Below are 19050 nucleotides of genomic sequence, written 5' to 3'. Positions count from 1 at the left end.
CTAGAACAATAGACAAATATTAGTCCTACCGAAAGGAGTCATCATGGTCTCACGCCAGGAAAGACAGGCCACACTGGAGCGCCGCCGCGAGGCCATGGCCGTCATGGCGGCGGCACCCGGCGAGACACTGATGCAGCTCTGGTCCTCTGCCGCATTGCCGGAGGAGGCTGAGACGCTTCGCGGGCCGGAAACAGGTCTCGTGACCGTTCGCGGGCGCATGGGCGGCGGCGGAGCCGCCTTCAATTTCGGCGAAGCCACCGTCACACGCGCCACCGTCAAGCTCGCCACCGGCGAAGTCGGCCATGCCTATATGCTGGGCCGCGAGAAGACCAAGGCAAAGGTTGCGGCCCTCGTCGACGCGCTGCGCCAAAAGCCCGAATTCGAAACCCTCATCGAAGAAAAGATCCTCGCGCCGCTACGCGACAAGCTCGCGGAAGGCGATGCGGAACGGCGTAGCGAGACCGCGGCGACCCGGGTCGATTTCTTCACCATGGTCCGGGGAGAAGACTGATGTCACTTGCCTCCATCGCCATCGAAGGCGGTTTTCGCAACCCGGTGTTCGACGCGCAGAGTGTCTTTCGCGCACTCATGCAGGCGATGGCCGAACCCGGCACCGTCGCCCGGGATCTCGGCCTCACGCGCCCGCCCGCTCCCTTGACGCCAGAAGCTGCGGCAGTGGCGCTGACATCCTGCGATCAGGACACGCCGATCTGGCTCGACGCGCCGCTCGCAGCGGAAGAAGCCGTGCGCGCCTGGCTTGCGTTTCACACGGGCGCGCCACTGACCGCAACGCCGTCCGAGGCGCATTTCGCCTTTTGCGCGGAACCTGAAAACCTCATCGGGCTGGAGAACTTCGCACAGGGTTCGCAGGAATATCCGGACCGTTCGGCGACGCTCATCTTGCAGGTGAAGAGCCTTTCTGGGGGCCCCGAACTTCTTCTTGAAGGGCCAGGCATCGAGACGCAGCGCACGCTTGCGCCACATCCCATGCCCCGCCACTTCACGCGCCAATGGGCACAGAACCGCGCGCGTTTCCCGCGCGGGATCGACCTTGTCCTGGTCAGCCGCGAGGGCATGGCCGCCCTGCCCCGTACCACCCGTATCGTCAATCAGGAGGGTTGAGCCATGTATGTTGCCGTGAAAGGCGGGGAAGCTGCCATCCGCAATGCGCATAAGCTACTTGCCGATCGCCGGCGGGGCGACCGCTCCGTGCCGGCGCTGACGCTGGAGCAGATCACCGGACAGCTTGCGCTGGCGGTCGACCGCGTGATGGCGGAGGGCTCGCTCTACGATTGCGGACTTGCAGCGCTTGCCGTCAAGCAAGCGCGTGGGGACATGATTGAAGCGATCTTCCTTCTTCGCGCCTACCGCACCACACTGCCGCGCTTCGGCTATACGCGCCCCATCGAAACGGCGGCAATGCTGGTCGAGCGACGCGTTTCAGCCACCTACAAGGACTTGCCGGGCGGTCAGCTTCTCGGTCCCACCTTCGACTATACGCACCGGTTGCTAGACCCCGAACTGGCCGGCGACAGCGATCCGGCAACGCCCGAGACGCGCGAGCGGGAGAGCGAGGCCATGCCTCGCGTATCCGACATTCTTGCTCATGAGGGGCTGATCGAGGAGGACGGCTCGCTGCCGGAAAACCGCGAGCCCGGCGACATTACCCGCGAAGCGCCCGAGTTTCCCATGGACCGCGACCTGCGCCTGCAGGCGCTGTCGCGCGGCGATGAAGGCTTTCTCCTCGCCCTCGGTTATTCGACCCAGCGCGGCTTCGGCCGCAACCACCCTTTCGCCGGTGAAATCCGCATCGGTGAGGTGGATGTAGAGATCGACGTGCCTGAGCTCGACTTTCCGCTGACGCTCGGACGCATCCGCGTCACCGAATGCCAGATGGTCAACCAGTTCAAGGGTTCCATGAAGGTGCCACCGCAGTTCACCCGCGGCTACGGGCTGGTGTTCGGCCAGTCGGAACGCAAGGCGATGGCCATGGCCCTGTGCGACCGGGCCTTGCGGGCCTCCGAACTCGGCGAGGACATCACCGCGCCGGCGCAGGACGAGGAATTCGTGATCTCGCATGCCGACAATGTGCAGGCGACAGGCTTCGTCGAACATCTGAAACTGCCCCACTATGTGGATTTCCAGGCCGAACTCGGTCTCGTGCGCCAGATGCGCCGCGAATATGAGGAGCGCCGCCAGGCGGACGCCGAAAAACCGCAGCGCCGGGAGGCCGCCGAATGAATGCTCACGCCGAAGCCATCGCGCAGTACAACTTCGCCTATCTGGACGAGCAGACCAAACGCATGATCCGCAGGGCGATCCTGAAGGCCATTGCCATTCCCGGATATCAGGTGCCCTTCGCCAGCCGCGAAATGCCTATGCCTTATGGCTGGGGCACGGGCGGCGTGCAGGTCACCGCGTCGGTGATAGGGCCGCAGGATGTGCTCAAGGTCATTGACCAGGGGGCCGACGACACCACCAACGCCGTTTCCATCCGCGCCTTCTTCCAGAAGGTGGCGCAGGTTTCGGTGACCACGCATACAGGTGAGGCCACCATCATCCAGACGCGCCACCGCATCCCCGAGGAACCGCTGAAGGAAGGCCAGGTGCTCGTCTACCAGGTGCCGATCCCCGAGCCGTTGCGTTTTCTGGAACCGCGTGAGACCGAAACCCGCAAGATGCACGCGCTCGAAGAATACGGGCTCATGCATGTGAAGCTCTATGAGGACATCGCTCAGCACGGACATATCGCCACCACCTTCGCCTATCCGGTGAAGGTCGAGGGGCGCTATGTGATGGATCCTTCGCCGACACCGAAATTCGACAATCCGAAGATGCATATGTCGAAGGCACTGCAGCTTTTCGGGGCGGGGCGCGAAAAGCGAATCTATGCCATCCCGCCCTATACACATGTCGAAAGCCTCGATTTCGACGACCATCCCTTCGAAGTGCAGCGCTTCGAGGAACCTTGCGCTCTTTGTGGGGCGCATGGGGTCTATCTCGACGAAGTCGTGCTCGACGATCGCGGCGGGCGCATGTTTGTCTGCTCCGACACGGATCATTGCGAGGAACGCCGCGCCGAAGGCCATCGCGGGCATCTGTCTGGCGAGGAGGCTGCAACGTGAGAAACGACAGCGCGTCAGCGTTGCGGTCATCCTCCATTTCTCCCTCGAAGAAGGAGAGAAGGCGTCGGCAGGCGGATAAGGGGCTGCGCAAACTTCTGAATATTCGTGGAGAAATCCAATGACTGACGAACCGTTGCTTCGCGTTCGCTCCATCTCGAAATTCTATGGCAACCGGATCGGCTGCAGCGACATTTCCTTCGATCTCTACCCCGGCGAGGTGCTGGCGGTCGTGGGCGAATCCGGCTCCGGCAAAACCACCCTGCTCAACTGCCTTTCGACCCGGCTGCTGCCGACATCCGGCTCCGTCTCCTACAGGATGCGGGACGGGCTGTTTCACGACCTGTACCGCATGAGCGAGGCGGAACGGCGCTTCCTGATGCGAACGGACTGGGGCTTCGTGCACCAGAACCCTTCCGACGGGCTGCGCATGACTGTTTCGGCCGGCGCCAATGTGGGCGAGCGCCTGATGGCGGTCGGCCAGCGCCATTATGGCGACATCCGCGCCACGGCCACCGACTGGCTTGGCCGGGTGGAGATTTCCGCCGACCGGATCGACGACCAGCCGCGCGCCTTCTCCGGCGGCATGCGCCAGCGCCTGCAGATCGCGCGCAATCTCGTGACCGGGCCGCGCCTCGTCTTCATGGACGAACCGACCGGCGGGCTCGACGTTTCGGTGCAGGCGCGCCTGCTCGACCTCCTGCGCGGGCTGGTGCACGAACTCGGCCTGTCGGCCATCGTCGTGACCCATGACCTGGCCGTCGCCCGCCTGCTCTCCCACCGCATGATCGTGATGAAGGACGGCCATGTGGTGGAAAGCGGGCTCACCGACCGGGTGCTGGACGACCCTCAGGCGCCCTATACGCAGCTTCTCGTTTCCTCCATCCTGCAGGTGTGATCATGTCGACCCCCCTCGTCGTTTCAGAAGTCTGCAAGAGCTTCACCATGCATCTGCGCGGCGGCATCAAGCTCCCGGTGGTCGAGAATGTGGCATTCGCGCTGCGCGCGGGCGAATGCGCGGTGCTCGGCGGCCCATCGGGCGCGGGCAAGAGCTCGATCCTCAAGATGATCTATGGCAGCTATGCCGTCGACAGCGGCCAGATCATCGTGAGCCATGGCGAAGCGCTTGTGAACCTCGCCAACGCCGATCCACGCACCATCATAGCCATCCGGCGCGACACGATCGGCTATGTCAGCCAGTTCCTGCGGGCCGTGCCTCGCGTATCGGCCCGCGACGTCGTGGCCGAGCCCCTGATCGCACGCGGTGAAGCGGCGGAAACTGCACGTCAGAAAGCCGAAACACTGCTTGCACAACTCAACCTTCCCGAAAGGCTTTGGTCCCTCCCTCCCGCGACATTCTCCGGCGGCGAGCAGCAGCGCGTCAATATTGCACGCGGCTTCATCACCGACCATCCGGTGCTTCTGCTCGACGAGCCGACCGCCTCGCTCGACAAGGCGAACCGCGAGATCGTGATCGATATGATCGCCCGGAAAAAGGAAGCTGGCGTGGCGCTTCTCGGCATTTTTCACGATCAGGACGTGCGTGACATCGTCGCCGACCGGGTGATCGACGTGACGGGCTTCGCGCCGGAAAGGAAAGCGGCATGAAACAGCTTTCCGAAAAGCCCTCGGTTCACCCGACCGCCGAGATCGTCGATTCCACACTCGGGCGCTACACTGAAATCGGTGAGCGTTCGCGCGTTCATGAAGCCAGTCTCGGCGACTATTCGTACATGACCCAGGATTGCAGCGTCTGGTGTGCGGAGATCGGGAAATTCTCCAACATCGCGGCTGCGGTGCGCATCAACGCCACCAATCACCCCACCTGGCGGCCGACGCTGCATCACTTCACCTATCGCTCCGCCGATTACTGGCCGGACGCACAGCACGATGCGGACTTCTTCGGCTGGCGGCGGGACAACATGGTGCGGATCGGCCATGACACCTGGCTTGGGCACGGCTCCACCATTCTGCCCGGCGTGAGCATCGGCGATGGCGCAGTGGTCGGAGCAGGTGCTGTCGTCTCGAAAGACGTGGCGCCCTACACCATCGTGGGCGGTGTGCCCGCACGCCCGATCCGTGAACGCTTCGACCGGCGCACCGCCGAACGCTATCAGGCGCTGTGCTGGTGGGACTGGGACCACGGGAAACTGCGCCAGACGCTGGATGATTTCCGTTCGCTTGGCGCGGAGGAATTTCTGGACAAGCATGGGGCGTGAGCCCCGCGCCATCGCGCCGCAGCTTACCCTGAACATAATTGTCAGGTTTTTATTGACAGGCGCCCGGACTCGCTGTTTGAATGCCTGCGCATCCACGGGATGCGTCCACAGATGCCTGGGCCTTTAACCCATTCGATCACCGGACGCCTCGTCGCCAGCCTTTCTGCCACGCGACATGCTGCATTTATGAGCCGCATTTCTGGCCAGGCAGGGTTTGAAGGGTTTTGGCGCAAGCTTCCAGTAGAGTGGGAATCGGCTTCAGGTCGGGACGTTTTTCGTATCGACCAGAGAGACCGACACGCCATGCTTGTCTGCCAATGCAACCTGATTACCCAGAAAGAGATCGAGGAGACGATCATCTCGCTTCTCGACGAGGATGCCTGGCAGCTCATCGTTCCGGCCAAGGTCTATCACACACTTTCCAAGCGTGGTCGCTGTTGCGGCTGCTTCCCAAATGTGGTGGAAACGATCATCCGGGTAACCGAAGAGTACCACCACCGTCACAGCGGTGCCGAAGGCGCCGAGATCGTGACCTATCTAGATCAGGTTCGCGCGCTGCGCGAGCGGTACGGGAGCAGAATGCATGAAAGGCGACAAAAAGGTCATCGAGCGGCTTAACGAGGCGCTCTTCCTCGAACTCGGCGCGGTCAACCAGTACTGGCTGCATTATCGCCTGCTCGAGGACTGGGGGTTCACCAAACTTGCAGCCAAGGAACGGGCCGAATCCATCGAAGAGATGCACCATGCCGACAAGCTGGTCGAGCGCATCATCTTCCTGGAAGGACACCCCAATCTCCAGTCGGTCGGCGCCCTGCGCATCGGCCAGAACGTCAAGGAAGTGCTGGAGGCCGATCTCGCCGGAGAATATGACGCCCGCACCTCCTACAAGAAGTCACGCGACATCTGCCACGAAGCTGGCGACTATGTGACCATGAAGCTGTTCGAGGAACTGCTTGCCGACGAGGAAGGCCATATCGACTTTCTCGAAACGCAGCTCGAATTGCTCGAGAAGATCGGTGAGGCCAAATACGGCCAGCTCAACGCCGCTTCCGCCGACGCGGCCGAGTAAACCCGCAGCGCCACAATTGTCCTTCTCCCCGCTCGCGGGGAGAAGTAGACCGCACAATGTTCAGATGGAATCGCTCACCGCGCTCCATGCCGCGGCGCGGCGCAAAATATCCTGGAAGCGTTCACCCGCCTCCTCCAATGCGCCAGAATTATCGATCACCGTCGCGTTCTCAACGACAAGCTCCTTTGCGTGGGCGCGCTCCAGCCGCTCCAGAACTTCCTCACGCGTCTCACGGCCGCGCCGCGACAATCGGTCGGCAAGAACATCGCGCCCTGCGGTGATCAGCACGGCGATCACGTTCTCATAACGCTCGCGCAAGGCGGGAATGACGCTGCGCGACACATTTGCAACCGCCACATTCCCGCCGCGCACCACTTCGTCGACGCTGACGGGAAGACCGTATCGCAGGCCATTTGCCTGCCAGCTGACGGCAAAGCATCCGTTGAGGCGCGCCTTCTCGAAGGCGGCATCGGTAAGGCAGTCATGCGCCTCGCCCGCGCCATCCATGGCGCGGGTAATGACCCTACGTACAAAGGTCACCTCGTTTTCAAGCGGACCGAGACGCTGGCGCGCATAATTGATCACCGAGTCCTTACCGGCACCCGAGGGCCCTGCGACGGCAACGAAAACGCCGTTGCGGATCGGGAATTCCTGCTCGTCGATGACGCGCTCCAGCGTGGCGGACGACCTCATGCCACCCGCGCTCCCTCGCGCCAGACAGAACGGACCACCGGCACATGCTCATCCACGCGAACACGCACGAGATCGGCGCGGCGGCCTTCCTCGACGATACCGCGATCTTCCAGCCCCACGGCCTCGGCGGGGTTCTTCGTAACCATGGCGACAGCCTGCGGCAGCGATATGTGGTCCACGGTCTCGCCCAGCGAGAACACCGCCTGAACAAGGCTGAAGGGGATGTAATCCGAAGAGAGGATATCGAGCGTGCGGTCTTCGGCGAGACTGCGCGCGGAGACATTGCCGGAGTGGGAACCACCACGCACCACATTGGGCGCACCCATCAGAATCTGCATGCCCGCCTCGCGGGAGGCACGCGCGGCTTCCGCGGTTGTCGGGAACTCGGCAACGCGAACCCCCTGCTCCGCCGCCTCGTCCACATGGTCGAGCGTGGCGTCATCGTGGCTGGCGAGCACGATGCCGCGATCATGGCACATCTCGGCAATCGCCTTGCGGTTGACCGAAGAATGGCGGCGCGACTGTTCCATGCGCTTTTCGCAGAAGCTCTTGAACGCCTCCTCGCTCATGCCGGTCTTGCCGCGGTAGTACATCTCGTAAGTCGAGATCTGCGTGAACTGGCGCTGGCCCGGGGAATGGTCCATCAGCGAGGCAAGCTTGACGCGGTCGTCGCCGTCGAAAAGCGCGAAGCCCTCCAGGCAGTCAGGCGCCGAAACCTCGCAGCGGAGATGGAAGAAGTGGTCAGCGCGCAGACGGCCTGCGGCAAGGCTGCCCTCGATGGCATCCGCAAGCTGGCGCATCTCGCTTGATTCCAGGTCCGCATCCTCGTCGAGGCCGATGCGCAACGCATCGAACACCGTCGTGATACCGGAGGCAGCGATCTGCGCATCGTGGGCGAGCACGGCGGCAATCGGGTTCCAGCGCACCTTCGGACGCGGAGCGTAATGGCGTTCCAGATGGTCAGTGTGCAGCTCGACGAGCCCAGGCAGGATGTAATCGCCTTCCATGTCCTCGCCGGCGTTCGCCGGTCCGGTGGAAACGTCGACGATGCGTCCGTCACGGATCGCCACACTGCCCGTCACGACCTCGTCGGGCAGGATGATGCGGGCATTCTTCAATATCAGTTCGGTCGTCATTCTCATGCGGTCTTTCGTGTCTTGGCCCAGCCCAATTCGTGGAAGGACCTGACCAGGAAAGGGGCTCCCGGTTCCGGCTCCACGAAGAGGGCAAGCGATGCAATTTCAAGCGGCTCCGACAAAAGCGGACCGAAAAAGCCGTCGATGGCGCGTTCCATGCGTGCTGCTTCATTCTGCGGCACGCGCCCCGTGAGGGTCATGTGGAAGCGGAATTCCTCGAAGACGTAAGGATAACCCCATTTGTGGAGATTTTTTAGCTGAGCGGGGCTCAAATTCTCCGGATTACGGCGTTCGATGTCTTCGGGGCTCAAAGGCGCCCGGAATGGCTCGAAGGATTCGACGACGCTTCCGGCAAACCTGTCGAGGCTCGCCGAGCGTTCCTCGGGCACCAGCGCATAAAAGCCATCCAGCCGGCGCACCACCCCGCGCGGCAGGAAAAGCGGGTCCGTGCGCTGCGCAAAATCCGCCAGTGCGGCAATGAGCCCCTGCTCGGTCTGCCCTTCGGCCAGGCTGAAAGGCGCCTTCAGCGTCGCGTGGAAACCGTATCGGCGCGCCGCAGCCGTGTGAAAGGCAATTTCGGCGGCCGTGAATACATCCGTCTCGACCGGTGGATTCTGCTCGCCCGTAAACGCATCGCGCCCGAGCCAGCGGGCAGCGGCCCGTGTCAGCGGATCGTTCTGTTCAGGGGTGAAGTAAATGGCATAACGCATGATCTTCTCCTCGCCGATCACGATGCAATAGGCGATTTGCGTGACAAAATAACGAATCCCGTATGCGTATCGAGCCTAGCGCATCGGTCTGGAAACCGGAACGGTATTCGGAACCCCTCTCATTCCGTTTTCAGTGCATCTGCCGTTTTCAGCGCATCCCGATGAGACGATGACGCAACGCGCTTGAGATCGCGTCGAAGACGAAAACAACGATCAGGATCAAAATCACCATATAGGCGACGTTCTCCCAGTCCTGGTTGGTGCGCATCGCCTCCCATAATTTGAGACCGATGCCGCCAGCACCGACCGCGCCGATGATTGTGGCGGAGCGGGTGTTGGACTCCCAGAAATAAAGCGACTGGCTCAAAAACACGGGCAGAACCTGCGGGACCACTCCAAAACGCTGGACCGAAGCCGGCGCGGCGCCAACCGAACGCACCCCCTCGCGTTGCTTGTCGTCGATGTTCTCCAACGCCTCACCGTAGAGCTTTCCGAATGTGCCCGTGTCGGTGAAGAAGATTGCCGAGATGCCCGCAAGCGGCCCGGGTCCGAAAGCACGCGTGAAGAACAACGCCCATATCAGCATGTCGACCGAGCGCAGAAAATCGAAGAAGCGTTTCATCAACTGGTTCACGAAACGGTTGGGCGTGATGTTGCGCGCAGCTGCAAAGGCAAGCGGGAACGCCAGCATCGAGGCAAGCACCGTTCCCGCAAAGGCCATGACGATGGTCTGAAGCAACTTCGTCCAGACATCGCCGTGCTGCCAGTCGGCGTTGTTCCAGACATTTTCGAAGGCAAGCGCAAAATTGGAACGTTCGGGCTGAATGCGCTCACCCCACACGATCAGTCCGATTACCTGCGAGGCCGGCAGCCCCCAGAAGGGAGAGCGGGTGTCGAAAACGAAATTCTCCCACCCCAGGAAGCGACGGCGCAGCTTTACCTCGTCATCTTCGATCTCGGCGCGGCCGGCAAAGCCGAAACGGGCGATGACCTTGGCCCCCGGCGCGCGCTGGCTTGCCCATTCGGGCAGATCGCCGCGCGCAGTGACGGATTTGTCTTCAACGATGTCGAGCAGAAGCGTCTCACCCGCATGGGTGACGGTGACGAGCCCCGGAACGATGCTAACCGACGTGTCGCCGCCAAAGGAAATATCTGCCGCAACGACAGCCTCACTGCGGGCCGGCGCTGTCGCGGCAGGCTCCGCAGTGCCGGTCGAGGAAGACGAAGCCGCGCTGCCGGACAGGGATCCCAGAAAGCCTGCATCGCCCGCCGGAGCCGGAGCGGGCTCAGCGGAGAGCGCCCCCAGGAAGCCCGCATCGCTGGTCGATCCGCCGGCTGCCCCTGCGACATCCGCCTGCGTTTCGGCACGGCTTTCAACCATGGCCTTCTGTGTCACCAGCCAGTCCGGATCGGGGTTCTCGCCAAGCGGGGAAAACCGCGGGAACGAAACCTCCAGCGCCTCGCCCTGGAAATCGACATCTGGGCGCACCTCATAGGAAACCCAATCGGCCAGATATGCACCGGCAATGTCCCATCTGCCATCGGACAGAACCTGCCCGATGCCGAACAGCCACCATGCGAAAACGAGATAGAGGCTGACGCCTGCAAAGATGAGGCCAGCCCGTATACGCTCCAGAAGCGGTCGCTCGAAAACGGCGGTATGGCGCGCAATCAGCGCGGTTTCTTCTGCTTCCGTCATGATCACGCCCCCCGGCCGAATTCGAATGCCTGCTTGCCCACGATGCGCGCTCGCAGCCAGGCGGAAAGCTGGTCCACCGCGACGATGGTGCAGAACAGGAGAAGGATGATGGCGAGCGTCTTGGCCTCGTGCGTGCGGCTGATGGACAGGCGCAACGCCTCGCCAATGCCACCACCGCCCACCGCGCCTATGATGGTGGAGGCACGCACATTGATCTCAAGCCGCAGCAGCGCGTAGCTCAGGAAATTCGGCATGACCTGCGGAACGATGGAAAACCACACGCGCTCGACCCAATTGGCGCCAGCAGCGCGAAGCCCCTCCTCCGCCTTCATGTCGGCGTTCTCCACCACTTCGAAGAACATCTTGCCGAGGGCGCCAATGGTGTGGATCGACACAGCGATGATGGCCGGCACGGCACCGATCGTCAGAACAGCGAGGAAGAAGCCCGCAATCACGATTTCAGGAAAGGCGCGCAGGATTTCCATGAAGCGGCGTACGAAGAAGCGCAGCCAGCGCCGTGTGGTGATGTTGGAGGCGGCGAGAAAACACAGAACGAACCCGCAGCCGAAACCGATCAGCGTGGCAACCAGCGCGATATTGATGGTCTCCAGCATCTTGTAGAAATATTCGGGCAGATAGAGCGTTTCGGTCAGATAAATCCGGCCGGCAGGATAATTGTATTTCAGGCTGCCGTCGTCATAGGGCGATGGCAGGTCGAACAGGGCGCGCCAGATTTCCCAACCATCCCGCGGTACGAGTTGGCCGACGAAATCGAAAAAATAGGGAAGCCGGTCGAAAAACTTTCCGGCGTTGGATTCATTTGCGAACCAAAGCGAACCACCCATGGCAAGCATGAGGAAGAGAAGCCCGCCAATCGTGTAAAGGCGGCGGCGACCGGCGAGCTCGCGCCAGTGGCGCTCGACCGCATGTCCGGCTTCGGAAAGAAGCGTCGTGTGAGTGGTTGCTGTCATGGAAGGGCTTCCGCGTACTCGATCTTCTTGTTTCCGCATTCAGGCGGACATCAGGTCATTCAGCCTGAATGCAAAAAGCGCTGGTTCTTCAACGCGGCAAACGCCCCTTTCGCTGCCCTTCTCCCGCAAGAGAGAAAGACAGCGCAGCCGAAAGGCTCAAGAGGCGTTTGCTTGCTTTTTCGCGAGACCGGTTTACGAACCGATCTTGGAGCGGCGGGCGTCGAAAATCGGCTCGTAGAAGGCCGGGGTCACTTCGACATACCCCTTGTAGTCACCGCCCTGAATGGCAGAGAAGCAGGCTGGGTCCTTCTCCGGCATCTCCATCATGAACTGCTTGAACTTGCCCTTCATGTCCGCATTCATGGACGTGCGAACGACGACTGGGCCGTTCGGGATGAGCGGAGATTTCCAGAGCTCGACGAGGTCATCCATGTCGAGGATGCCCTTGTCGACCATCTTGCGGAGATTGCCTGAGGAATAGCCGTCGGAGAACTCGCCAACGCCCGATGCCCAGGTCGTGCCGGCATCGAAGGTGCCCTTCATGACTTCGAGAACCAGATTCTCATGGCCGCCGCCGAAACCGGTGGAACCGAAGAACTCTTCAACCGAAGCGCCAACAGATTTGGGCAGCGTCACCGAGGGGATGAGGAAGCCGGAAGTGGAGTCGGGATCGGCAAAGCCGAGCTTCTTGCCCTTCATGTCTTCCAGCTTGGCCAGGCCCGAATCCTTGCGCGCCACCATGACGGAATAATAGCCGGTAGAGCCGTCGGTCTGGACCGTGGTCAGGATCGGCTCGACTGCATTCGGGTTCTCGAGATAGACCTTGGCATAACCGGACGCGCCGAGCTCGGCATAATCGAGCGTGCCGCCCAGAAGCCCCTGGATCACGCCGTCATAATCGGCGGCCGGGAAAAGCGAGACCTTTTCAACGCCGAGGACTTCCGGAAGCTGGTCGACCATGCACTGGAAATTGCGCAGACGGTCGGCTTCGTTTTCGCCGCCGAGGATGCCGATACGGAATTCCTTCAGGTCTTCCGCCGCGGCGGCTCCAACCATCATTGCGGTAAGGGCGACAGCGCCCATCAGGACTTTCTTGAACATGACGTCTCTCCTTTGACACCGGTTTTGCCGGCAATGTTTCATGGAATGGCGGCCCGTTACGCGGGCAAGGCGATCCCGGCGTTCAGGCGGTGGCGAGTGCGGGCACCGCGTGGCCGGAAGATTTCCTGGCCCGCGTTTCAGGCAGGCTGATGCTGGTCGAGGTGATGGCTTCGGAAAGCTCCGCGCCTTCCTCGCCGCCATAGATCATTCTGACGGCATCGCGCGTCAGCGCCTCCGGCGGGCCATCGAAGACAACGGCGCCCTTGGCCATGCCGACGATGCGGCTGCAATAGGCGCGGGCGGTGTCGAGCGTGTGAAGGTTGGTGATGACAGTGATGCCTTCACGGGCGTTGATGTCGGCAAGCGAATCCATCACCACCTTGGCATTCAGCGGGTCGAGCGAGGCAATCGGCTCGTCGGCGAGAATGACTTTCGGCTCCTGCATGAGGGCGCGAGCAATCGCCACACGCTGCTGCTGGCCGCCTGAAAGCGTACCCGCGCGCTGCAATGCGGTCTGTGCAATGTCGAGACGCTCCAGCGCTGCGATCGCGCGAATGCGCTCTTCACGGGTGAACATGTTCAAAAGGTTGAGCACCGTGGAACGGTGATTGAGACGGCCAAGCAGGACATTGGTCAGCACATCGAGGCGGGGAACCAGATTGAACTGCTGAAAGATCATCGCGCAATCGCGCTGCCATCGTCGCAAATCGGCGCCACGCAAGGTGGAAACCTCTGCTCCATGAAAAAAGATCGACCCCGAAGAGGGATCGATCAAACGGTTTATCATGCGCAGAAGGGTGGATTTGCCGGCGCCGGAGCGGCCGATAACGCCGACCATCTGGCCCTGTTCGATTTCAAGCGTCACATCGCGCACGGCCGTGTTGGCTCCAAAGCGGCGCGTGACTTGGCGAATTTCCAGCATCAGGTTTTCCCGCGAATAGGTCGAGGGCCTTTCCGGCCCATTCATGCAATTTGCCTAGCGGGCGCGCATGAAACCGGCATGTCGTCGCGATGACGGTTTTTTGACAGTTCACAGGGAGAGGGTCTAACGGGCATTGGCAACGGAATTCCCGCGCGCAAACATAACCGATATTTAATGTGACAAAACAGAGCGTTGAGAGAATGATGCAGCGCAACATGAAATGCGGAGACCAGCATGCCACGGCTTTTGTCGCGCTACGCCACCCCCTTCATCACCGGTCTGTTTCTCGTTTCCCTCGTCTCGGGAATAGCTCTTTTCTTCCATGTGGGGCCGTCGGGTTTCCATGGAATGCACGAGTGGCTCAGCATGGTGCTGATCCTACCCTTCGCGTTCCATATCTGGAAAAACTGGAAGCCGATGACAAGCTATCTGCGGCACGCGCCTATGGCGATTGCGCTCATCGCCTCTCTGGCAGCAGCGCTGGTTTTTCTCTATCCGGCTTCTGCAAGTCGAGGCGACCGGGCGGGCGGGCCGCCGCAATTTGCCTTCGCGCACAAGGCATTGACGGCTTCGGTGGCAGAAATGGCGCCCGTGCTGGATATGACGCCGGAGGCATTGCAGGCAAAGCTTGCAGCTGCCGGCTTCTCCGTCGCGGGTAGCGAACAGACGCTCACCGACATAGCGGCAGCCTCGCAAAAGAGCGAGGCCGAACTGGTTTCCGCGCTGGCGCGGGATTAGGCGAGCCATCGCCTCATTCGAGGACTTCGACCATTTCGACATAGCCACGGGAGCGTGCATGCTGAAGCGGTGTGACGCCATCGCGGTCGCCGATCGAACGGTCGGCGCCTGCCTGAACCAGAAGGCGCACAACCTGCTGGTGATCACTTCCACCGTCGCCCAGAATCACGGCTTCGATCAGCGCCGTCCATCCCAGATTGTTGACGTGGTCGAGAGGAGCGCCGGCCTCGACAAGACGCTTCACGATCTCCACATGGCCCAGATGCGCGGCCGCGATCAGCGCCGTACCGTCATAGGGGCTGGTGGTGAGGTCTGCCCGATTGCCAAGTGCTATCGCCAGAGACATCAATTCGGGATCATCCGCCACAGCTGCAATGGTGACCGCGTCATAGGCCTGGCTCTCGAGCGCATTCATGTCAGCCCCGGCATCGGCCAGGGCGCGAAGAGCATCATCATTGGACGCAAAGGCTGCGACGTGGACGGGCGTCCGCCCCCGGCTGTCCCGATCATTCATATCCGCTCCCGCTTTCGCAAGCGAACGGATCGCGGCGACATCGCCCTCGCGGGCAGCCTTGTGCAATCCCTCATAGGCTGCAGCCTCGGCGGGCGAAGGAGGAGTTTGAGCCTGGGCAGGAATGGGCAGAGCCAAAAGCAGCGGCAGAAGGATTCTGGCGAGCATCGTTACGCTCCTTCTCAGTGAATGGCACACGCGCGGCGAGCCACATTGCCCGCCGCACGCTTCCCTTGCAGGATTTTATTCGGCGCCGATGGCATCCAGCCCGGCGCGGGCACAGGTGGCATCGACGGCGCCGGAGGGCGCCCCACCCACGCCGATGCCGGCAACCAGCGCACCGCCGAGCTTTACCGGCAGGCCGCCGGCCTGAATAACCATACGGCTATCCATATCGCGCAGGCCCGCATTCTGCGGGTTGCCGCTGATAAATTCGGCCAGACCTGCCGTGTCGCGGCCCATGGCCGCAGATGTGAAAGCCTTACCCTGGGCGCTGCCTGCCGTGTGCGGACCGGACTTGTCGGCCTTAAGCAGAACCTTTGTCGCGCCGTCGCGCGCCACCACGGCAACGCTGACGTTGTGACCTTCGGCGGCACAGGCATCGAGAGCGGCCTTTGCAGCTGTCGTCGCCATGTCGAGCGGCAGATAGGGAGTGGTTGGCAGCTCCTGCGCCGAAGCGGCGAAAGGTGCTGAAACGGCGGCTGCGAGAATAAGTTCACGGATCATCAGGGGTCTCCTTTCTTGCGATGAAGAAAAGCTACTTCCTGAACCCGGCCGGCAATATTCGTAGCGGTCTCGATTGCCTCCGTAGTTCTACGGAGTGACACGCCCTTCGAGCCAGATGCGGGTCAATTCGGCCTGGGAGGTCGTGCCGAGCTTGGTTCCTATGGCCGAGCGATGACTTTCGACCGTGCGGGGAGAAAGGCCCAGGCCTTCCGCGATCTGCCTTGTGGTAAAACCCTTAGCGATAAGGGCGAGGACCTCGCTTTCGCGGCTCGTCAGGGCCGAGAGCAGATCGAGCGTCTCCGCCTTCTCCGCGCGGGCGCGCAACGTCCTGCCAAGCACCTCCTGCCCCTTCTGGATGGCCTCGATCAGATCCTGCTCATCGACCGGCTTCGACAGAAAGTCGAGCGCGCCGTTGCGAAATGCGCGCCGGCAGGCCTCGATATCGCCATGCCCTGAAATCACGATGACCGGCCAGTCGATGCCCTGCTCCGCAAGCCGTTCCTGCAGCTTCAATCCGGAAATTGCTGGCATACGGATGTCGAGCACCAGACATCCCGGCCCAAGGGCCCCGATTCTGGCCAGGAAGGATTGCGGATCGGCAAAAGCCGTTACCTGCATACCGACCGTGGACAAAAGCAGGCTGAGCGCCGAGCGCACCGCCTCGTCATCGTCGACCAGATAGACGGGCAGGCTCATTCCTTTTCTCCCGGCATTTCGTCCGCCGGCGGCAGGACGATGCGGAAGGTCGTTCCCAATCCCCCGTCCTTCAGAGAGATTTCGCCATGAGCGCGCTCCACCAGCCGCTGGCTGAGCGCCAGACCGAGGCCTGTTCCTTCCGGTCGTGTCGTTGTGAAAGGCGTGAAGAGGCGATCCCTAACCGCAGGCGAAAGGCCGGGACCGTTGTCGGAAATATCGAGTGTGACCGCGCCGTCCCCGCGCTTCAGTTCCACCACGATACGGCGGGGCGGCTTCATTCCTTCCAGAGCCTCGATGGCGTTGCGCATCAGGTTGAACACCACCTGCTCCATCTCCACCGGATCGGCCGCCACACGCACGGGGTCCGCAGGAAGCCGAATATCCAGTTCGATCCCTTCGGCCGCACTTGCCTGCGCCAGCAAGGCACGCACATTGGCGACCGCATTACGCAGGTCGAAACCGGCAACGAGCGCCTGCTGGGGGCGCGACCAGTTGCGAAACCGCTCCAAAATATCGGAGGCGCGGCGCGCCTGCTTGACTGTGTCATCAAGCACCGATGCGACGGCGTCCGTGTCCTTTTGTTCCAGAAGCCGGCGTCCAGCTTGCGCCTGTGCGAGGATAGCGGTCAGAGGCTGGGTGAGCTCATGCGCCATGCCGCTTGCCATCTCGCCCAGCGCATTGATGCGCGAAGCGTGGGTGAGCCGCGCTTCAATCGCGCTCAGCCGCACCTGCTGCAGGGCATCGCGCGTGCGCGCCCGCTGGCGCATAATGGCAAGGCCCGCAATGAAAAGCAGGGTGACCGCCACCAGAAGCGCCAGGACCCGCATGGGTGGGAAAAGGTCGGGAAGGCCGATGCGCATTCCCGTTTCCAGAAGAAGCGGTTGCGAAGCGCTGCCCAACGCCTTGGAATAGCGGGCCGAAGCGGGCAGCGCTTCCGGTCCGCTCAGGATTTCGCCATCCGGCAGCGAAAGCCGCATCGTCACGCCCGGCCGCGACCAGAAAGGCCCGGCATCCGACAACAGCTTTTCAGCATTGACCCGAAGAGTGAGCGCATAAAGCGCCGCATCGGTGTTGGGGCTGCGCTTGACCATGCGGTAATGGTCAGCAAGCGCGGGATCGGGCAACAGCGCGATATGGCCATCGCTTGCGCGGGCCGCAGCGCGTATCGCCTCCGCCAGTTGCGGATCGAGCGGTTCCGTGCCGATGATCTCGCGGGTTTGTGCGAGAGGCACAAGCTGGATTGCATCGATGCGCTGATAAAAGCGCATGATGGTGGCCGCGACTTCCAGAAAGAGATCGAAACGCTGCCCCTCCCCCGCCACCGCAATTGCTGAAAGCGCAGTCATATGCGCATCGTGCTGGTCGGCCTGCTGCGAAGCGAGGCGATGAAGCGTGGCGCTCTGGCGCTGCAACTCGGCATCGAGAACCATGCGCTGATAGAGCGCCAGCCCACCCAAGGCCAGCGCCACAGCCAGAAGCCAGAGCAGGAATGGCCGGGCCCGGCTAACCGCAGATCGTGCAGCAGAATCCATCATCGCCCGAAACTAGATCGTTTCGTCCTTCAACGGAAAGGTGGAAACAGCCGGCAACGCCGTTTTGCCGCGTGGAACAGGAAAACGCGGGCTTCAGCTTCCGCAGATCCGTTTTCCGGCGGCTTCATATTCATCAGCAAGGCGGTCGACCAGAGCGGCAGCGCCCATGATCTCCCTTACCGCACCGATGCCCTGCCCGCTGCCCCAGATATCGCGCCACGCCTTGGCGTCGGCGCTTGCGAAGTTCATCTTCGAGGGGTCTGCTTCCGGCAGATGATCGGGATCCATTCCGGCCCGCACGATAGAGCCTTTCAGGTAATTGCCGTGAACGCCGGTGAAGAGGTTCGAATAGACGATATCGGCAGCGCGCGATTCCACGATCATCTGTTTGTAGTCATCGCTCGCACGCGCCTCATGCGTGGCGATGAAGGGAGAGCCGATATAGGCAAGGTCCGCTCCCATGGCGCGGGCGGCGAGAATTGCACCACCATTGGCGATTGCGCCGGACAGAAGAAGCGGCCCGTCGAACCACTGGCGGATTTCCTGAACAAGGGCAAAGGGCGACAACGTGCCGGCATGGCCGCCCGCACCGGCGGCGACAGCGATCAGGCCATCGGCCCCCTTTTCAATCGCCTTTCGGGCATGGCGGTCATGAATCACATCGTGCAGAACGATGCCGCCATAGGAATGAACTGCCTGGTTCACCTCCTCCACGGCTCCCAGCGAAGTGATGACGATAGGCACCTTGTATTTCACGCATGCCGCCAGGTCGTGCTCCAGCCGATCGTTGGAGCGGTGCACGATCTGATTCACAGCGAAGGGGGCTGCCGACCGATCCGGGTTCGCCGCATCGTGCGCCGCGATCCCCTCATTCATCTGGGCCAGCCATTCATCGAGCTGCTCCTTCGGCCGCGCGTTGAGCGCGGGGAAGGAGCCGACAATGCCCGCCTTGCATTGAGCCAGCGCCAGAAGCGGGTTGGAGATGATAAAGAGAGGAGCCGCCACCACGGGCAGGCGCAGCTTGGTAAAAACGGCTGGAAGCGCCATGAAGGCCCTTTCTTTTATTGACGTGCGCGTAAGCGTAAGAAGCTTCTAAGGCAAAGCCGAGGGAAATAAAAGGGCATGCTGCAGGCAACAGCGCTTATCGGGAGATGACCGCATTCCGTTTGGAGTTGCAGCTTATCGAAGCTGAGGTCAGCATCAAT

At 61.9% G+C, this 19050-nt stretch carries 22 protein-coding genes; 10 read left to right on the top strand and 12 right to left on the bottom strand.

What is annotated here, in order from left to right; all coding sequences use genetic code 11:
* Window positions 1–43: 43 nt before the first annotated feature.
* The 9 genes from phnG to bfr all read left to right on the top strand — a co-directional run bounded on the left by phnG (window position 44) and on the right by bfr (window position 6410).
* Window positions 44–511 carry a phosphonate C-P lyase system protein PhnG gene (phnG, locus tag NA8A_RS02000; RefSeq protein ID WP_009755716.1) on the top strand — a complete coding sequence of 156 codons (468 nt, stop codon included), beginning with the start codon at window positions 44–46 and terminating at the stop codon, window positions 509–511.
* On the top strand, window positions 511–1122 hold the full coding sequence (gene phnH, locus NA8A_RS01995; protein WP_009755715.1) for a phosphonate C-P lyase system protein PhnH: 612 nt from the start codon (window positions 511–513) through the stop codon (window positions 1120–1122). Before phnG ends, phnH begins: the two co-directional genes overlap by 1 nt.
* 3 nt (window positions 1123–1125) lie before the next feature.
* Window positions 1126–2241: a carbon-phosphorus lyase complex subunit gene (locus NA8A_RS01990; RefSeq protein ID WP_009755714.1), complete on the top strand. Its 1116-nt coding sequence runs from the start codon at window positions 1126–1128 to the stop codon at window positions 2239–2241.
* Window positions 2238–3125, top strand: a complete 888-nt coding sequence (locus NA8A_RS01985; RefSeq protein WP_009755713.1) for an alpha-D-ribose 1-methylphosphonate 5-phosphate C-P-lyase PhnJ — start codon at window positions 2238–2240, stop codon at window positions 3123–3125. Before NA8A_RS01990 ends, NA8A_RS01985 begins: the two co-directional genes overlap by 4 nt.
* Before the next feature lie 118 nt (window positions 3126–3243).
* Complete coding sequence (phnK, locus tag NA8A_RS01980; protein ID WP_009755712.1) at window positions 3244–4020, top strand: phosphonate C-P lyase system protein PhnK; 777 nt, start codon at window positions 3244–3246, stop codon at window positions 4018–4020.
* A gap of 2 nt (window positions 4021–4022) precedes the next feature.
* Window positions 4023–4730 (top strand): phosphonate C-P lyase system protein PhnL, encoded by a 708-nt coding sequence (gene phnL / locus NA8A_RS01975; RefSeq protein WP_009755711.1) that lies wholly within the window; start codon window positions 4023–4025, stop codon window positions 4728–4730.
* Window positions 4727–5341, top strand: coding sequence for a DapH/DapD/GlmU-related protein (locus NA8A_RS01970; protein WP_009755710.1), 615 nt, complete (start codon window positions 4727–4729; stop codon window positions 5339–5341). Before phnL ends, NA8A_RS01970 begins: the two co-directional genes overlap by 4 nt.
* A 303-nt stretch (window positions 5342–5644) precedes the next feature.
* Window positions 5645–5959 carry a hypothetical protein gene (locus NA8A_RS01965; RefSeq protein ID WP_009755709.1) on the top strand — a complete coding sequence of 105 codons (315 nt, stop codon included), beginning with the start codon at window positions 5645–5647 and terminating at the stop codon, window positions 5957–5959.
* Complete coding sequence (bfr, locus tag NA8A_RS01960; RefSeq protein WP_009755708.1) at window positions 5925–6410, top strand: bacterioferritin; 486 nt, start codon at window positions 5925–5927, stop codon at window positions 6408–6410. Before NA8A_RS01965 ends, bfr begins: the two co-directional genes overlap by 35 nt.
* Before the next feature lie 60 nt (window positions 6411–6470).
* On the opposite strand, the gene phnN is transcribed toward bfr, so the two are convergent.
* From phnN to phnC, 7 genes are all read right to left on the bottom strand, one after another.
* Complete coding sequence (gene phnN, locus NA8A_RS01955; protein ID WP_009755707.1) at window positions 6471–7103, bottom strand: phosphonate metabolism protein/1,5-bisphosphokinase (PRPP-forming) PhnN; 633 nt, start codon at window positions 7101–7103, stop codon at window positions 6471–6473.
* Entirely contained in the window at window positions 7100–8239 is a 1140-nt protein-coding gene (locus NA8A_RS01950; RefSeq protein ID WP_009755706.1) for an alpha-D-ribose 1-methylphosphonate 5-triphosphate diphosphatase, read from the bottom strand. The genes phnN and NA8A_RS01950 overlap by 4 nt, the downstream gene beginning before the upstream one ends.
* A 2-nt stretch (window positions 8240–8241) precedes the next feature.
* Complete coding sequence (locus NA8A_RS01945; protein ID WP_009755705.1) at window positions 8242–8949, bottom strand: DUF1045 domain-containing protein; 708 nt, start codon at window positions 8947–8949, stop codon at window positions 8242–8244.
* A 148-nt stretch (window positions 8950–9097) separates the two neighbouring features.
* Window positions 9098–10648 (bottom strand): phosphonate ABC transporter, permease protein PhnE, encoded by a 1551-nt coding sequence (gene phnE, locus NA8A_RS01940; RefSeq protein ID WP_009755704.1) that lies wholly within the window; start codon window positions 10646–10648, stop codon window positions 9098–9100.
* Between the two features lie 2 nt (window positions 10649–10650).
* Window positions 10651–11619, bottom strand: coding sequence for a phosphonate ABC transporter, permease protein PhnE (gene phnE / locus NA8A_RS01935; RefSeq protein ID WP_009755703.1), 969 nt, complete (start codon window positions 11617–11619; stop codon window positions 10651–10653).
* Window positions 11620–11811: 192 nt separating this feature from the next.
* Complete coding sequence (phnD, locus tag NA8A_RS01930) at window positions 11812–12720, bottom strand: phosphonate ABC transporter substrate-binding protein (RefSeq protein WP_009755702.1); 909 nt, start codon at window positions 12718–12720, stop codon at window positions 11812–11814.
* A gap of 82 nt (window positions 12721–12802) precedes the next feature.
* Window positions 12803–13642: a phosphonate ABC transporter ATP-binding protein gene (gene phnC / locus NA8A_RS01925; protein WP_040671608.1), complete on the bottom strand. Its 840-nt coding sequence runs from the start codon at window positions 13640–13642 to the stop codon at window positions 12803–12805.
* Window positions 13643–13876: 234 nt separating this feature from the next.
* On the opposite strand from phnC, the gene NA8A_RS01920 reads away from it, so the two are divergent.
* Window positions 13877–14380, top strand: a complete 504-nt coding sequence (locus tag NA8A_RS01920) for a DUF4405 domain-containing protein (RefSeq protein ID WP_009755700.1) — start codon at window positions 13877–13879, stop codon at window positions 14378–14380.
* Between the two features lie 13 nt (window positions 14381–14393).
* Here NA8A_RS01920 and NA8A_RS01915 read toward each other — a convergent pair whose 3' ends face one another.
* The 5 genes from NA8A_RS01915 to NA8A_RS01895 form a co-directional block, all read right to left on the bottom strand.
* Window positions 14394–15059 carry an ankyrin repeat domain-containing protein gene (locus NA8A_RS01915; protein ID WP_009755699.1) on the bottom strand — a complete coding sequence of 222 codons (666 nt, stop codon included), beginning with the start codon at window positions 15057–15059 and terminating at the stop codon, window positions 14394–14396.
* A 75-nt stretch (window positions 15060–15134) separates the two neighbouring features.
* On the bottom strand, window positions 15135–15617 hold the full coding sequence (locus NA8A_RS01910) for a GlcG/HbpS family heme-binding protein (protein ID WP_009755698.1): 483 nt from the start codon (window positions 15615–15617) through the stop codon (window positions 15135–15137).
* Window positions 15618–15704: 87 nt separating this feature from the next.
* On the bottom strand, window positions 15705–16313 hold the full coding sequence (locus NA8A_RS01905; protein ID WP_009755697.1) for a response regulator transcription factor: 609 nt from the start codon (window positions 16311–16313) through the stop codon (window positions 15705–15707).
* The gene (locus NA8A_RS01900) at window positions 16310–17848 is read right to left on the bottom strand and encodes a sensor histidine kinase (protein WP_009755696.1); all 1539 of its coding nucleotides are present in this window, start codon (window positions 17846–17848) and stop codon (window positions 16310–16312) included. Before NA8A_RS01900 ends, NA8A_RS01905 begins: the two co-directional genes overlap by 4 nt.
* Before the next feature lie 90 nt (window positions 17849–17938).
* Window positions 17939–18892: an NAD(P)H-dependent flavin oxidoreductase gene (locus NA8A_RS01895; protein WP_009755695.1), complete on the bottom strand. Its 954-nt coding sequence runs from the start codon at window positions 18890–18892 to the stop codon at window positions 17939–17941.
* Window positions 18893–19050 lie beyond the last annotated feature (158 nt).

This window comes from Nitratireductor indicus C115 (assembly GCF_000300515.1).
Lineage (GTDB): Bacteria > Pseudomonadota > Alphaproteobacteria > Rhizobiales > Rhizobiaceae > Nitratireductor > Nitratireductor indicus.
The sequence above is the reverse complement of the archived record's forward strand: the minus strand, read 5'-3'. Positions and strand labels throughout refer to the sequence as shown.

Bases quoted from the DNA above. Each gene is read 5' to 3' on its own strand.
- NA8A_RS01900 (WP_009755696.1), bottom strand. From the start codon at position 17,848: ATGATGGATTCTGCTGCACGATCTGCGGTTAGCCGGGCCCGGCCATTC.
- phnH (WP_009755715.1), top strand. From the start codon at position 511: ATGTCACTTGCCTCCATCGCCATCGAAGGCGGTTTTCGCAACCCGGTG.
- phnN (WP_009755707.1), bottom strand. From the start codon at position 7,103: ATGAGGTCGTCCGCCACGCTGGAGCGCGTCATCGACGAGCAGGAATTC.
- phnK (WP_009755712.1), top strand. From the start codon at position 3,244: ATGACTGACGAACCGTTGCTTCGCGTTCGCTCCATCTCGAAATTCTAT.
- NA8A_RS01945 (WP_009755705.1), bottom strand. From the start codon at position 8,949: ATGCGTTATGCCATTTACTTCACCCCTGAACAGAACGATCCGCTGACA.
- NA8A_RS01970 (WP_009755710.1), top strand. From the start codon at position 4,727: ATGAAACAGCTTTCCGAAAAGCCCTCGGTTCACCCGACCGCCGAGATC.
- phnG (WP_009755716.1), top strand. From the start codon at position 44: ATGGTCTCACGCCAGGAAAGACAGGCCACACTGGAGCGCCGCCGCGAG.
- NA8A_RS01985 (WP_009755713.1), top strand. From the start codon at position 2,238: ATGAATGCTCACGCCGAAGCCATCGCGCAGTACAACTTCGCCTATCTG.
- NA8A_RS01920 (WP_009755700.1), top strand. From the start codon at position 13,877: ATGCCACGGCTTTTGTCGCGCTACGCCACCCCCTTCATCACCGGTCTG.
- phnD (WP_009755702.1), bottom strand. From the start codon at position 12,720: ATGTTCAAGAAAGTCCTGATGGGCGCTGTCGCCCTTACCGCAATGATG.
- NA8A_RS01895 (WP_009755695.1), bottom strand. From the start codon at position 18,892: ATGGCGCTTCCAGCCGTTTTTACCAAGCTGCGCCTGCCCGTGGTGGCG.
- NA8A_RS01905 (WP_009755697.1), bottom strand. From the start codon at position 16,313: ATGAGCCTGCCCGTCTATCTGGTCGACGATGACGAGGCGGTGCGCTCG.
- NA8A_RS01915 (WP_009755699.1), bottom strand. From the start codon at position 15,059: ATGCTCGCCAGAATCCTTCTGCCGCTGCTTTTGGCTCTGCCCATTCCT.
- NA8A_RS01950 (WP_009755706.1), bottom strand. From the start codon at position 8,239: ATGACGACCGAACTGATATTGAAGAATGCCCGCATCATCCTGCCCGAC.
- bfr (WP_009755708.1), top strand. From the start codon at position 5,925: ATGAAAGGCGACAAAAAGGTCATCGAGCGGCTTAACGAGGCGCTCTTC.
- phnC (WP_040671608.1), bottom strand. From the start codon at position 13,642: ATGCTGGAAATTCGCCAAGTCACGCGCCGCTTTGGAGCCAACACGGCC.
- phnL (WP_009755711.1), top strand. From the start codon at position 4,023: ATGTCGACCCCCCTCGTCGTTTCAGAAGTCTGCAAGAGCTTCACCATG.
- phnE (WP_009755704.1), bottom strand. From the start codon at position 10,648: ATGACGGAAGCAGAAGAAACCGCGCTGATTGCGCGCCATACCGCCGTT.
- NA8A_RS01910 (WP_009755698.1), bottom strand. From the start codon at position 15,617: ATGATCCGTGAACTTATTCTCGCAGCCGCCGTTTCAGCACCTTTCGCC.
- NA8A_RS01965 (WP_009755709.1), top strand. From the start codon at position 5,645: ATGCTTGTCTGCCAATGCAACCTGATTACCCAGAAAGAGATCGAGGAG.
- phnE (WP_009755703.1), bottom strand. From the start codon at position 11,619: ATGACAGCAACCACTCACACGACGCTTCTTTCCGAAGCCGGACATGCG.
- NA8A_RS01990 (WP_009755714.1), top strand. From the start codon at position 1,126: ATGTATGTTGCCGTGAAAGGCGGGGAAGCTGCCATCCGCAATGCGCAT.